The sequence below is a fragment of the Ruegeria arenilitoris genome, from assembly GCF_013035425.1.
Lineage (GTDB): Bacteria > Pseudomonadota > Alphaproteobacteria > Rhodobacterales > Rhodobacteraceae > Ruegeria > Ruegeria arenilitoris_A.
The window spans coordinates 833,084-846,799 of sequence record NZ_WQHX01000001.1 but is presented as its reverse complement, the minus strand read 5'-3'; the positions used below and the strand labels follow the sequence as shown (position 1 = coordinate 846,799).

Sequence of the window (13,716 nt, the reverse complement as noted above, 5' to 3'; positions counted from 1 at the left end):
AGAACTCACTACGCAGTCTCCCTCCATCATGGTGACGAACAAATGGCCAACAAGTGCGCCGACAGGGGCCAAAGCACCATTCCCCAAAAATAATCCGTGAGAACTTATCTGGACAGAAATTCTCACCTCTTCGTATGTTGGCCTTGGTCTTTTTCCCAGGTTTTTTACTGTGCCGCGATTGGTTTGCGGGCCAGTTGGCATTGCGTCCAAAGAGCGCCCAGCGCAGACACCAAACGATCTACATCTTCAGGGGAATGCACTGGCGATGGTGTAATACGCAAACGTTCAGTTCCTTTTGGAACGGTTGGGTAGTTGATGGGCTGGATGTAAATCCCATAATCGCGCATCAGAACGTCTGAGATGAAACGGCACTTGACTGGGTCGCCAACCATAACGGGGATAATGTGACTTGGGTTTTTGGTGTGTGGAATTCCCAGAGCATCCAACCTGTCCCTGACCTCACGCACACGTTGCTGATGCAGGTAGCGCTCCTTATCGCTCTGCTTCAGATGACGTATTGATGCTGCGGCGCCTGCAGCGACGGCCGGAGGCAACGCGGTAGTGAAGATAAACCCGCTGGCAAAGGAGCGAATAAAGTCAACAAGGTCGTAGGACGCCGCGATATATCCACCGACGACACCGAACGCTTTGCCCAAGGTGCCTTCGATGACGGTCAGACGCTCCATCAAACCTTCGCGCTCGGCAATGCCGCCACCGCGCGGACCGTAAAGTCCTACTGCATGAACCTCGTCCAGATAGGTCATCGCGCCATACCGATCAGCCAGATCACAAATCTCTGCAATTGGAGCGATGTCTCCATCCATCGAATAGACGCTCTCGAACGCAATGAGTTTTGGAGCGTTTGCCGGCAGGTCCAAAAGTTGTTTTTCTAGGTCTTCAAGATCGTTGTGCTTCCAAATCCGCTTTTGACAGCGACTGTGGCGTATGCCCTCGATCATCGAAGCGTGATTCAATTCATCAGACAGAACTGTGATGCCAGGAATTCGGGACGCCAAGGTTCCCAAAGCAGCCCAATTGGATACATAACCGGAAGTAAACAGCAAAGCCGCTTCTTTTCCGTGCAAATCCGCAAGTTCCCGCTCGAGAAGAACATGCTCGTGTGTGGTTCCCGAGATATTCCGGGTACCACCAGCCCCGGCGCCGCAGTTATCAATCGCCCGATGCATGGCAGCTAGAACATTTGGATTCTGGCCCATTCCAAGATAATCGTTTGAGCACCAAACAGTGACTTTCTCAGGGCCGCTTTCCGCGTGACTAAACGCCGATGGAAACGCGCCGCACTGCCGCTCTAGATCAGCAAAAACACGGTAGTTTCCCTCCTCCCGCAGTTGTTCCAACTGCTCGCGAAAATACTTTGGGTAATTCATTTCAGTTCCCGACCGCCTCTTCAACAATTCCCGAAAGCAGCGTTTCTACCTTCTCCATTGGCCCCTCGGGATAGCTTCGATAACCAACCATTACGCCGCCATCATCCTCGGCCACGAAAATACCGTAGGGACAGAACCCGATATTCATCGGGTCGGCTTCCATTACTTCACGAGAGATTTTTGCAGAGCAGAAGATGAAGATATCTGCTGACGAGAATATCTGTTTGGCGCTACCGACATCAGCACCCGTCCGGTTCAGCATGTCTCCAACGTGGCTGACATAGTCGATAACCAGTCCTTGCCCGACAATCGCGGACTCGACGGCAAACGTCGCATCGTCAAAAGTGCCGTCAAAAGGGACGGTGATGATCTCTTCGGCAAACGATTGACTTGCCAGCACAGCTAAGAACGCGGTCTTGGCGATAAAGTGTTTCATGATCATTCTCCTCCTCCTGAACCGCATCTTCACACGTTGCGTGATGGTGGCTTTGACATCGGTCAAAACCCCCAATTTTTGTTAACCAAACATGTCCGAAGTGATACCCGCGTACCAACCCAGCGACTCTTCGTATGTCGCCTTTCGAAGGTCTGCACCTTCGCCGGTCTGGCTGATAAACCCGTCCACTTTGGCGATTTTTTCGGCCGTCGCCTCGTAGGTAGCACCAACCTTGACGCCGTCATCCGCGTCAATGAGCGACCAACAGGTGTTAGAGAATTTGGCCGGAAATACTTTGGATCCGGTTAACGCACCTCGTACCGCGTTCGCGCAGACTTTCGCCTGACTGTTGGCTGAGAAACCAGATTTAGGCATATCGCCCTGTTGGCTTGCGTCCCCAAGAACATGAATATTCGGATCTGCCTTCGAGGACATGTCAGCGGCGTTTACCGGAGCCCAGTTGCCGTCGGTAACACCTGCCAATTCCGCAATACGCCCGGCTTTCATTGCCGGGATCACATTGCACACGTCGACTTTGGTTTCCTCGCCGTCAATTGTCACGGTCATCGCATCCGGGTTCACTGATACATTGCCACCACCAAAGTCTTCTCCGATCCAGTCTACCATTCCCTCGTAATGGTTGGCCCACCCTTCCTGGAACAAAGCCATTTTCGAGAATTTCGCCTTGGGGTCAGCCACGATGATCTTCGCCGTCGGATTGTTCGCCTTTAGGACGTGTGCCACCATCGAAACCCTTTCATAGGGTCCGGGCGGGCAACGGAATGGATTCGGAGGAGCGACCATTGCAAAGGTACCACCTTCCGGCATTGCCATCACTTGTGCCTTGAGAAGTTCGGTCTGCGAGCCAGCCTTGTATGCGTGGGGCATCTTGTTCTGAGCGGATACGTCCCAACCCTCAACCGCTCCATCCACAAAGTCGATGCCAGGACTCAGGATCAGCTTGTCATAAGGAACAGAGCCACCCCCCGCCAAAGATACTGTCTTAGCGTCCCGATCAACACCCACAGCCCAGTCATGGACGACATTGACACCGTAGTTCGCAGCCAGCGTTCCATAACTGTGCGCGATGTCGGACAGTTCCTGAAATCCACCCAGATACAGGTTCGAAAAGAAACAGGTATAGTAGGTCCGCGTCGGTTCGATCAGAGTGACATCGATCTCGCCTTTGCTGTCTTTAGCGATGTAACGCGCCGCAGTCGCGCCGCCGGCGCCACCACCAACAACTACGACACGTGGTTTACCTTGGGCCAGCACCATTGGCGCGGATAATCCAGCTGCAATTACCCCAGCTGTCCCAAGAAATGTACGTCTATTGAGTGTCATCGCGTTTCCTCCCATTTGGCACTGTCATTCTGGATTCCTGAAGTAGGCTGCCAACGCTGCAATCTCGTCATTGCTCAACCGTGCAGCGATCATTTGCATCACCGGATGTGGCCGCTGTTTGTCTTTGTAAGCGTGCATGGCGATTACAAAGTCCTCGTCCGGCCAGTACACGATAGAGGGAATGCCTTCGTCGCTTCCTTCTATTTGATGGCATGTCGTGCATTCGCTGCTGAGATAAGCACCGTATTCAGGGTCCCCCTGAATCGCCAGTATTTCCGGGTCTACCGAGTGATCGGTTCCTTTGGCCGTCGGATCCGCTTCGGGGATATCTCGCGGATTGTCCGAGAATATACGCAGATAGGCGATCACGTTCGCCCGTTCTTCAGCGTTTTTTAGTCCGGCAAAACTCATCCGTGTTCCAGACGCGAATGCGCGAGGATTTTCAATGTACGCCGAAAGAGTGTCCGCGTGCCATTCAAGGCCGGAATTTCCAGCGCGCACCAGGCTTTTGGAGTACTTAAAATCTTCTAGCGCTGCGGCCTTACGTCCAAATACCCCGTTAAGATGCGGGCCAATTTTGTTCTTGGCTCCCTCTCCAACTTGATGGCAGCCTTTGCATTTGGCGAAAACGATTTTGCCTGCGTCTGCATCGCCGAGGTTCTCTGTTGCGCTGGTCGCAGGTGCGAGAGCACCTAAGGCGGCAGCAAACATCAGTATGGTCGGCCAACGCATTATCAGCCTCCGAATGACTTGAGATAGACGATCACCGCTTGGATATCGTCTTCTTTTTTAAGGCCTGCGAAAGACATTCGCGTTCCTTTCATGTAGGCCTTTGGACTTGCGAGAAATGCAGACATTTCCTCGTCGTTCCAAACGAGGCCTTCGTCTGCAGCCGCCTTCATTGCTTTTGAGTATTTAAAACCTTCAACGGCACCGGCATTGGCTCCGATAATTCCATTCAAAGCCGGTCCAGTGCGGTGCTTGGCGCCTTCACCGACCTGATGGCAGGATTTGCACTTCTTGAAGACTTTCTCGCCGCTTTCAATCATCTCGGGATCAAGCGCAGCTATTTCTTCTGCTGCCGACTCTTCCTTTGCTTCAACTTCAACCTCCGCTGACGCTTCCTGAACCGTTGTCTGAGTCTCGGTTGCGTTTGCTTCAGTCTCTTCCGGCGTTACGTCCAAAACAGCCGCTCGCATAGTGATTTCCACGCTTTCCTTGCAATCCTTCATACAAGGTTCGTCAGTCCAGAAATGCGCCTCTGAAGTGTCGCGGTCATCCACGATAAACCCTTCTGCATTAGGCATTTCAACTTCGAGGAAATTCTCATGCGACAGCGTGAATTCGTCATCCACGATATCATTGGAGTAAAGGATATATGCCACCATCGCATAGACATCATCCGGCTCCAGTGACTGCGCATTTCCAAACGGCATCGAACGGTTCACATAGTCCCAGACCGTTGAAAGATAGGGCCAATAGGAACCTACCGTCTTCAAGGGATCCTTGTCGGCAAGCGTTCCTTCTCCTCCCGCTAATTTGGGCCAATTGTCCACGCCTTCGGCGAAGTCACCGTGGCATATGGCGCATTGCTCGGCAAAGACCTCTTCCCCAGTGAAAACGTCACCTGACCCGTGCGGCAATCCAGTTCCATCAGGGGCGACATCCAGATCCCATGCCGCGATCTCTTCAGGCAAGGCAGGACGCCCAAGGCCAAACTTTTCTGCGTAAGCAGGGAACGCCATGCATAGACCGATCGCCGAAGCGGTAAATAACTTATGATACTTCGACATTTTCCGCCTCTCCACTTTCCTTGATCCACCAGGTCTGGATACAATTGTTGTGGTAAATCGAGTTTTCTCCTCGCACATCTCGCAGCTGAGCTTTGGTTGGCTGGACGTAGCCCGAGGAATCTTTTGCGCGGGCCTGCAAAAGCATCTCCGAACCGTCCCAGTTGTAGTCCAGGTAGAAGCGGGTCAGCGCCTTGTCGGTACCCGGTGCCGCCAAACGCGCCGGCACCCAGTTCTTGCCTCCGTCCACGGATACGTCGACTCCTGTGATCGAGCCTCTACCCGACCAAGCCAACCCCGTAATCACTAGTGGTCCCGGACCATGTGTAATCGGCGCTTGCGGGCTGGGCGACGTGACAACGGACTTAGCGTCCATCACCCAAGACCATTTACGCGACGTGCCGTCTTCGAGTGTATCCGTATACTTGGATGTCTCTTCGCGGCTTTCGATTGCCATCTCGGTTACTTCGACCCTACGTAGCCACTTGACCCACATGTTGCCTTCCCAACCGGGTACCACTAAGCGAACCGGATAGCCGTGCTCCTTACGCAAGGCCTCTCCGTTGGCTTTGAAAGCAACCAGCACGTCGTCCATCGCCTTTTCCAACGGTATCGAGCGACCGTTGGACGATGCATCGGCACCTTCGACATAAATCCATTTTCCTGCGGGTTTAACTCCAGCCTCTTCCAACAATGTACGAAGTGGCACGCCGGAATACTCCATGTTGTGGATCATGCCGTGCGTGAATTGGGCACCGTTCAGTTGCGCTCCCGCCCATTCCATTCCGGTATTCGCGGCGCATTCGCAGAAATAGACCCGGTTTTCACGAGGGAAGCGTTCAAGGTCTTCATAAGTAAAGACCAGCGGCGTATCGACGAGACCGTTAATCATCAAGCGGTAGTCTGGCTTGCTTAGTTCGATAGCGCCGGAATGGTGCCTTTCGAACGCACACCCCTGAGGTGTAATTGTTCCGTCCAACGCGTGGATTGGTGTGAAATTTATTGAGCTGATCGTGTCGGCGGTCAGCCATTCTACATTGCGCCGCACGACGTCCTTTTCGAATTGAATTGGCAACCCATAGGGTGTTGCGTCGACGCCTTCTCCAGTGGCCTGCGCCCATTCCTGAACCTGTGTAATCAGCGGGTCAGGGCTTGCGGCACGGGCCGCCCCGGAGCCAACTGCACCTACTCCAACGGCTGCTGCGCCGCTCAGAAATTGGCGACGGGAAGTTGCCTTTCCTTTGGAGTTGTCACTCATTTGGTTTGCCTCCGTTACTCGATCAGCAAATCTTGTTTCTGATGTTCGTGTTGCAGCGCTGTATCAGGCGCCAATAACCTCGACCGATGTATTAGGCCCAACAGTTACGGTACCTTGGCTGCGAATGTGATCTTCGACGACATCCCAGATTGGGGGGCCTTCGGTGCCTTCGTTAACGCTGGCCCAACCTGCCACAATGTATGTCTTTGCTGGATCAATCGCCTCGCCGGTTTTGAGAAGCGTCATGTCGCTGATCCGCTGTCCCTGCGGCTTGGTCACGTCGATGCGATAACCAAGCCCACCGACACGAACCATGTCGCCGCCCTGCTGGTAGTAGGGATCGGGGTTGAACAGATTGTCGCCGACATCTTCCAATATTACGTGGATGAATTCACCCGTCATTTCAGTACGATAAGCATTTGGGTAGGTCATCGAAGTGACGTTCCAAATGTCTTCCCGCGTGATTTCCTGCCCCGGCAGGATTGACGGCCCCCAGCGAACCCCCGGCGACATAGCAATGTCCGCCTCACGTTCGCTGATCAACGCATCGCAGATCAGGTCATCCCAGGTTCCGTTAAAGTTGCCGCGGCGATAGAGTAAGGAGTCGGTTCTGCCGATCACCTCACTTAACGCCGTGTTGAATGGCGCCCGCTGTTCATCGATGAGAGCGGTGATCGCGGGATCAGGTACGACAACGTCAGAAAAGATTGGAATTAGCTTATGCTTCAATCCCATCATCTGACCATCCCGAACATCCAAGTCGACCCGGCTGACAAATTTGCCATTGGAGCCTGATGCTATGATGTGTGTTTTACCCACCAAAACCGGCTCGGGCAGCGCATCATGGGTATGGCCGCTGAGGATCACATCGATCCCTTGCACCTGCCCCGCCATCTTTTTATCCACATCGAATCCATTATGACTTAGCACGACGACGACATCAGCACCGGCTCCTCGCACTTCGTCCACCATGGCCTGCATGTTTTCGTCGCGGATCCCAAAAGAGTATTCTGGAAACATCCAGCTAGGGTTTGCGATCGGCATGTATGGAAATGCCTGTCCAATGACGGCAATCTTGGAACCTCCGCGATCAAAGAACTTGAAGGGCTGAAACAACTCTGCTGGTTCGTCCCATTCCGCATCAAAAATGTTTTGACCTAGCGATGCAAATGGAAGACCTTCCACTATCTCGTTGACCCGTTCGCTGCCCAACGTGAATTCCCAATGGAACGTCATCGCGTCAGGTTTTAGTGCGTTCATGACATTGACCATGTCTTGGCCAGCGGTTTGATAGCAGGTGTAGGAACCGTGCCAGGTGTCGCCGCCATCCAGCAACAATGCGTCAGGACGTTCAGCCCGAATGGCGCTAATGACTGTTGAAACTCGGTCTAGCCCACCGACCCGGCCATAGGCTTTGGCCAGTGCCGCGAAGTCGTCGTAGGTCAACGCATAGGCCGATGGGCTTCCATCATCTATACCATAAGCCTTGCGGAACGCGGCGCCTGTCACATGCGGCATTTGTCCACGCGCGTTGCCGATACCTAGGTTGACCTCAGGCTCTCGAAAATAGATCGGCTTAAGCTGCGCATGAATATCCGTGACATGGATCAGGCTGACGTTACCAAAAGTTTCAAATTCAAGAAGTTGATCTTGCGTTAAGCTTTGCTGCGCAGCAAGTCTGGACCAGTTGCCAAATCCGGAGGCACCGTATAGCGCCGAAGCCGCCATTGAGACTTGGAGAAAATCACGTCGCGAAATCATCTACTGACTTTCCTCTATCACATCTAAATGTGTGAATGTAAATGTCATCAAAAACCCGCGCCAGATATTTCCAGCGCGGGTGCTTCGTTATTGCCGCACAGCCGGAGTTTCGACCGAAAGCCCGTTGCCACGCGACGCCACGTAGAGTTCTAGCGCGCGGAATTCGTCCGAACCTTCGGCAAAAGTTTCGGCCCTGGTATCACGAATACAACCGCGAAACCGATTATGGCGCGAAATCAATTTGGCTTGTTTCAATCGATAAGTCGGGAAACCGTTGATCATTCCCTGACTCAAGTGATCTGCCCGGATCATGTTACCCCAGTTATCTTCGTGACAATTGGCGCAACTCAATTCCAACTGACCGTAACGGGTATAGTACATCTCTTTACCCTGCTCCCAATAAGGAGCAGCGGGGCCATCAATGGAAACGTTCATGGGCATTCCGCGCGATTGCAAGCCAAGCAATGCGACCATTGCCTGCATGTCTCCACCTGACCACTTCCATGGTTCCGCTTCCATTCGATCCGTCCGACACTTGTTAATCAGATCTTCCATAACAACTAGCTTGCCGCTTTCAGAATCGACCTTGGGCATTGACGCTTGCAGGCCCTGGAAGCTTTCGACGCCGTCGTGGCATGAGGCACAGCTTTCACCGGCCGCCCCGTCAACCGTTTCAAAAAGGTCGGAAGCCTGATCGACAAAAATCATTGCGGGATTGTCAAAATCATCAATCTGCAGTGCTTGGGTTTCATCTGTCCGGAAATGCCAACCTGAATAAATCTTGTCGAAATTTTCGACGTGCTCCGGCGCATCGGTAACCGAGATCATGTCCAGCTCGTCGTTAATCACGAGATTGTCGTCGTCCGGTCCGGCCACCGCCGCTATCGGTAAAGCCAGAAATGCCGCTATCGCCGTCATTGCCTTCATATTCATTGCATTCCTCCCTTGGTGGAGCAGCGCCAGAATTCGCAGCCAGCGCTGACCTGCCGTAGTGGTCGAGCCGTCAGGCGATCTCGATCGATTTTTTGGTGTCATAGACAGATCCGTCGTCGTCGTACCATGTGAAAAGGAATTCCCCTGCTTCAGGCACGGTTGCATCGAACTGGAAGTACGGATTAGTCGAAATTGCCGGTTCCATCGTTACGTCAACAACGAGTTCTCCGTTAAACTCGCAGGTAAATCGATTGATGATCGAGCGAGGAATAACGTTGCCTTCTTTGTCTTTCCGCTGACCGCTTTCCATCTTATGGCTGATCAGTGTTTTGATCGTGATCGTTTCGCCAGCAGCGGCTGTTTTTGGAACTTTGACGCGGGGTTTTACACCGGATGCCATTGGAAAATCTCCTGTTATTCAGGGTGCGTGGCGATCAGCCGCCGCAGCCTCCAATTGTCACTTTTACGGTCGCAGACGTCTTCGCAAAGCTGCCGTCCGCCATCTTGGCCACGGCAATGACATCCTGTGTTCCTGCAAGGCGGATACGGGTTGAAGCTGCTTGTTCAGCGGCCAAAGGGCCGAAATTAAACGTGGCGACGCCCGGTTCTGGGTTGCCAGCCGCAACAATCAGAATCGAAGCAGCCCCAGGTGCGCTGACTTCGATCGGCACTGTGTTCCCATTCTCAGCGATTTCCGGAGCCGTTAGTGTTACACCACCTTCGGTCATTTCCGCGCCACCGGTAAACGCGGCTATCGCATCTTCAGCCGCTGCATTTGCACGGAACGGCACAATTGTCAGGAACGCAGCTCCTAGACCGAGGGCCAGAGTCTCGCGACGAGAAAGATCCATTTTCAAACTCCTTTGAATTCTTGAAGTCTCACGCCAGAAGGCGGGATTATTCCTCTTTCAGTGTCGCTAGGAATGCGACCACGTCCTCAATTTCCTGCGCTGTAAGTATCGACGTCAAAGGTGCAGACGGAGCTTTGCCCGTGTAGGCATCACCTGGACGGATATAGCCATCGTCCTTGTAAAACGCTGGCATAACCGTGCCTTCGAATGTCATCTTTGCGTTTGCGACCAGTCCACGAAGTTCCGCTTCGGTCCAACGATCGCCTGCGCCATCCAACATCGGACCGACTTCGCCGTGAAACGGAATGTCGGCCAGTGCTGTGACCTCATGACAAGCTACGCAATTACCCTTGGATTTTTCACCAACAATGATCGCACCGCTTTCTGCGTCGCCGGCGACCCCGGTAAGCGATTCTTCTATGGCGCCATAGTCGTCATAGCTGACGTCCTTTGGGCCAGTCTCTGCCGCAAAGGCAGCACTGCCTGTTAATAGACAGGCCAAAGTTAAGAGTTTCAGCTTCATGATCCCTCCCATTTGCTACCGCGCCGACGGCGCATTGCGACCCAAAGCCCATGTGCACCGTAGTCCACGGACATGGTCCGTCGCAACATTAAATTCATTATTTTGAATTTTTTTATTTATAAAGAGTGCAGTCAATCTTGCGAAATATTGTTTCGCTCTTGAATGCGGCGTGCATGATAACGCTGAAAATCTTCATCGTTATCAAGTTCATAGCGTTTTTCGTTGACCCATGTAAAAAGATCTATAGTGGTTGCTTTAGAAAACGCCCCCGGCATCACAGCGACTGCAGACTCGATTGCCGTGACGCCCTCGGGTACGTCTTCGGGCAAAAATACAAGAGTTGGCGTGAACAAGATGCCCCATTTGCGCATCAGAGCCCGTTGTTCATTTTCATCACCATCGAAGTCGATGGCCGTAGTGCTTCCGTGCAAATCCAATTGAACTACAAAGAAGTTTTCTTCGATGTAAGAGGCGAGATCAGGCTGAGGGAAAACCTCCTCGTGCATCTTCTTGCAGTAAATACAGCCTTGCTGCTCAATAAATAGTACCAACCGCTTACCTTCACCGGAAGCCTCGTCAAGATCCTCGCGAAGGTCTTTGAAAGTGTCACGCATCCACGGCGTTTTATGCAGACCGTCGTCGCCAAGCTCTGCGGCGGATACTATGGCTGCTAACAGGAATGGTATTAGAGATAGAAAAACTCGTTTCATGACATTCTCCCTAATCAGCCTATGGCTGCCAGCCAAGGCATGTAGTCCAACATCCACTGAGCGATGTAGTTTATGGAATTGGTTGCGATCAGAAGGCCGAAGAGAATCAGAAGTCCGCCCATTGCTTTTTCTACTTTAGGCAGATGTTTTCTGAACCTCGCCATCCATTGCATGAACGGTTTTACCAGAAAGGCGGCAACAACAAAGGGTGCGGTCATTCCAACGCCATAAACGAACAGAAGCCCCGCGCCGCGCCAAGCTGTATCCGTGCCTGCAGCCGTGAACAAAATAGCCGCCAACACTGGTCCAACACATGGAGTCCAGCCAAAGGCGAAAGCGAGCCCAAGAATGTATGCACCAATTGGACTGACACTTGATGTATCGCCAACTTCTGCCCGAAACTGGCGATAAAGAAAACCGACGCGAATGGCCCCCAAGAAGTGCAAGCCCATTGCGATAATGATCGCCGCCGCAATCCATCGCAAAATGTCGAAATACTCACGAACCAACTGTCCAAAAACCGAGGCTGTTGCGCCGAGAGCCATGAAAATCGTAATAATCCCTGCCGCAAATGCAATCGCCAAAAGCGTCGCCTTGCGGCGGATGTCAGAGGAAATGGCTGAATCCGCCGCGATTTGCTCCATTCCGACGCCAGCCAGATAGCTGAGGTAGAAAGGCACAATTGGTAAGATACAGGGTGAAAGAAACGACAATAGCCCTGCGGCCAAAGCTCCTGCAAATGTAATATCGAGCATGGCCAAAATCGTCCTGACGCGTTATTATTCACACATTCAAAATTATAAAGATATAGTCCCGCGGTCAATCGGAGCTTGCAATGCGCCACTTACACTTGCTTTTACTTGCAATCACTTTGCTTGTTGCACCTGTTATCGCACGCGCCCAAATGACGCTACTTATGGCAGAAGAAGAGGGCTGTATGTGGTGTGAACGCTGGGATTCCGAAATTTCCCAGATCTATCCCAAGACACCGGAAGGTAAAGTGGCTCCGCTTCGCCGCATAGATATCCACAGATCCACCCCAGATGATATCGTTCTAGAAAAGCCACTTTTTTACACACCGACCTTTGTTTTGCTGGAAGACGGGCAGGAAATCGGTCGTATCGAAGGATATCCTGGGGAAGACTTTTTTTGGGGTTTGCTTGGTGTTTTACTCCGTGACGGAGGAGTGGCGATTGAGACCTCTGGCTAAATTGAAACAAATTACATAAACTATTTTGAATGCGTTTAGCTATGAAAGCGAGGCGATCGTGTTGGACAAATCTTCGAAACTGCCTGTGTTCTCGAAAGACATGTGCGCCGAAGACCTGGATAGAATGATGGAGAATGCTCAGACGGCTTCAAACTTCCTCAAAGCTATAAGCCATGAGGGACGTCTGATGATCTTGTGTTATTTATCTTCAGGAGAGAAATCCGTCACGCAGATGGAAGAAATGCTGTCGGCACGACAGGCTGCGGTGTCTCAACAATTGTCCCGCTTGCGCTACGAGGGCTTGGTAAAAACACGACGTGAGGGAAAGACGATCTACTACAGGTTGGCCGATGACCGATCAACGCAAATCCTCGAAGTCGTCTACGATCTATTCTGCAGGGAAAAGTAGAAACGGGTTTGAATCGCCGCCAGCTTTGGGAGGAGCCTGGCATGTTCGAAATCTTGGGAGACGCCAATACTGTCGCTCTGATCGGTTTGATTGGCGGAATTGTGTTGGGTTTGGCGGCGCGAATTGGCCGCTTTTGCACGTTGGGTGCGATCGAAGACTACATATATGCAAATGATGACCGGCGTTTGCGCATGTGGGCGGTCGCAATCGGTGTCGCGATTGCAGGCAGCCACTTTGCAATAGCGCTTGGTTGGCTTGACCCGGTTGAAACGGCATATCTCGCTCAATCCTGGAATCCAATTGGTTCGATCGTGGGCGGTCTCATGTTTGGGTACGGCATGGCCATAAGTGGGAACTGTGGCTATGGCGCGTTGGCAAGGCTCGGAGGTGGTGACCTTCGATCATTCGTTATCGTTTTGATAATGGGCCTTTCCGCTTACGTCGTTATGTCAGGACCATTGGCGTATCTAAGGGTTTGGATTTTCCCGGTGGAAATGAACCTGAGCGAGCCGCAAAGCATCAGTTTTCTTGCCGAACGAATGATCGCAATTCCAGCTTGGTTAATCGGCACAACAACTGGTGCAGCCTTAGTGGTTTTCGCATTGCTAAGCGACAGACTTCGCCGCGCCCCTTCGCAGGTCTTTTGGGGCGCTGCAGTTGGATTGGCAATAGTCTCTGGTTGGCTCGGCACAAACTGGGTCGCGGCACACGGATTCGAAGGAGAGACGGTGCAAACCCATACCTTTGCCGCGCCTCTCGGCGATACAATGTTCTACCTCATGACCGCATCCGGCACGACGCTTTCATTCGCTGTTGGATCGGTCACAGGCGTTCTAATAGGTGCCTTCCTGGGGTCTTGGTCCAAGGGTCACTTCCGATGGGAAGCTTGCGAAGACCCGCGGGAACTAAAGCGCCAGATGTTGGGGGCCGCAATCATGGGACCCGGGGCAATCATTGCGGTCGGATGCAGTGTCGGACAGGGTATCTCCGCTTTCTCGCTGCTGGCCTACAGTGCACCAGTAACGTTTTTAGCGATATTCGCTGGGGCTGCTCTTGGATTAAAGCAACTCGTAACTGGACTGTCCTTCATAACTCAGCGTTGA

16 protein-coding genes are annotated in these 13,716 nt (G+C 52.5%); 3 read left to right on the top strand and 13 right to left on the bottom strand.

Annotated elements, in window-relative coordinates; genetic code table 11:
• Positions 1–164: 164 nt before the first annotated feature.
• From hemA to GOV45_RS04055, 13 genes are all read right to left on the bottom strand, one after another.
• Positions 165–1,388 carry a 5-aminolevulinate synthase gene (gene hemA / locus GOV45_RS04115; RefSeq protein ID WP_170474559.1) on the bottom strand — a complete coding sequence of 408 codons (1,224 nt, stop codon included), beginning with the start codon at positions 1,386–1,388 and terminating at the stop codon, positions 165–167.
• 1 nt (position 1,389) lies between these two features.
• Positions 1,390–1,824, bottom strand: a complete 435-nt coding sequence (locus GOV45_RS04110; RefSeq protein ID WP_170474556.1) for a DUF302 domain-containing protein — start codon at positions 1,822–1,824, stop codon at positions 1,390–1,392.
• Between the two features lie 81 nt (positions 1,825–1,905).
• Positions 1,906–3,168: an NAD(P)/FAD-dependent oxidoreductase gene (locus tag GOV45_RS04105; RefSeq protein ID WP_170474553.1), complete on the bottom strand. Its 1,263-nt coding sequence runs from the start codon at positions 3,166–3,168 to the stop codon at positions 1,906–1,908.
• 24 nt (positions 3,169–3,192) lie between these two features.
• Positions 3,193–3,900: a c-type cytochrome gene (locus GOV45_RS04100; RefSeq protein WP_170474550.1), complete on the bottom strand. Its 708-nt coding sequence runs from the start codon at positions 3,898–3,900 to the stop codon at positions 3,193–3,195.
• 2 nt (positions 3,901–3,902) lie between these two features.
• The gene (locus GOV45_RS04095) at positions 3,903–4,961 is read right to left on the bottom strand and encodes a c-type cytochrome (protein WP_170474547.1); all 1,059 of its coding nucleotides are present in this window, start codon (positions 4,959–4,961) and stop codon (positions 3,903–3,905) included.
• Positions 4,945–6,216 (bottom strand): sulfite dehydrogenase, encoded by a 1,272-nt coding sequence (gene soxC, locus GOV45_RS04090; RefSeq protein ID WP_170474544.1) that lies wholly within the window; start codon positions 6,214–6,216, stop codon positions 4,945–4,947. The genes GOV45_RS04095 and soxC overlap by 17 nt, the downstream gene beginning before the upstream one ends.
• A 63-nt stretch (positions 6,217–6,279) precedes the next feature.
• Entirely contained in the window at positions 6,280–7,977 is a 1,698-nt protein-coding gene (gene soxB, locus GOV45_RS04085) for a thiosulfohydrolase SoxB (protein WP_170474541.1), read from the bottom strand.
• 87 nt (positions 7,978–8,064) lie between these two features.
• Positions 8,065–8,910, bottom strand: coding sequence for a sulfur oxidation c-type cytochrome SoxA (soxA, locus tag GOV45_RS04080; protein WP_170474538.1), 846 nt, complete (start codon positions 8,908–8,910; stop codon positions 8,065–8,067).
• A 70-nt stretch (positions 8,911–8,980) separates the two neighbouring features.
• Positions 8,981–9,310: a thiosulfate oxidation carrier complex protein SoxZ gene (soxZ, locus tag GOV45_RS04075; protein WP_170474535.1), complete on the bottom strand. Its 330-nt coding sequence runs from the start codon at positions 9,308–9,310 to the stop codon at positions 8,981–8,983.
• Between the two features lie 34 nt (positions 9,311–9,344).
• Positions 9,345–9,761, bottom strand: coding sequence for a thiosulfate oxidation carrier protein SoxY (gene soxY, locus GOV45_RS04070; protein ID WP_170474532.1), 417 nt, complete (start codon positions 9,759–9,761; stop codon positions 9,345–9,347).
• A 46-nt stretch (positions 9,762–9,807) separates the two neighbouring features.
• A complete protein-coding gene (gene soxX / locus GOV45_RS04065; protein WP_170474529.1) occupies positions 9,808–10,284 on the bottom strand; it encodes a sulfur oxidation c-type cytochrome SoxX in 477 nt (158 codons plus the stop codon).
• Positions 10,285–10,415: 131 nt separating this feature from the next.
• A complete protein-coding gene (locus GOV45_RS04060) occupies positions 10,416–10,994 on the bottom strand; it encodes a thioredoxin family protein (protein WP_170474526.1) in 579 nt (192 codons plus the stop codon).
• 14 nt (positions 10,995–11,008) lie between these two features.
• Positions 11,009–11,749: a cytochrome c biogenesis CcdA family protein gene (locus GOV45_RS04055; protein WP_170474523.1), complete on the bottom strand. Its 741-nt coding sequence runs from the start codon at positions 11,747–11,749 to the stop codon at positions 11,009–11,011.
• 80 nt (positions 11,750–11,829) lie between these two features.
• On the opposite strand from GOV45_RS04055, the gene GOV45_RS04050 reads away from it, so the two are divergent.
• From GOV45_RS04050 to GOV45_RS04040, 3 genes are all read left to right on the top strand, one after another.
• Positions 11,830–12,204: a hypothetical protein gene (locus GOV45_RS04050; RefSeq protein WP_170474520.1), complete on the top strand. Its 375-nt coding sequence runs from the start codon at positions 11,830–11,832 to the stop codon at positions 12,202–12,204.
• A 100-nt stretch (positions 12,205–12,304) separates the two neighbouring features.
• A complete protein-coding gene (locus GOV45_RS04045) occupies positions 12,305–12,613 on the top strand; it encodes an ArsR/SmtB family transcription factor (protein ID WP_170475387.1) in 309 nt (102 codons plus the stop codon).
• A 41-nt stretch (positions 12,614–12,654) separates the two neighbouring features.
• Positions 12,655–13,716 carry a YeeE/YedE family protein gene (locus tag GOV45_RS04040; protein ID WP_170474517.1) on the top strand — a complete coding sequence of 354 codons (1,062 nt, stop codon included), beginning with the start codon at positions 12,655–12,657 and terminating at the stop codon, positions 13,714–13,716.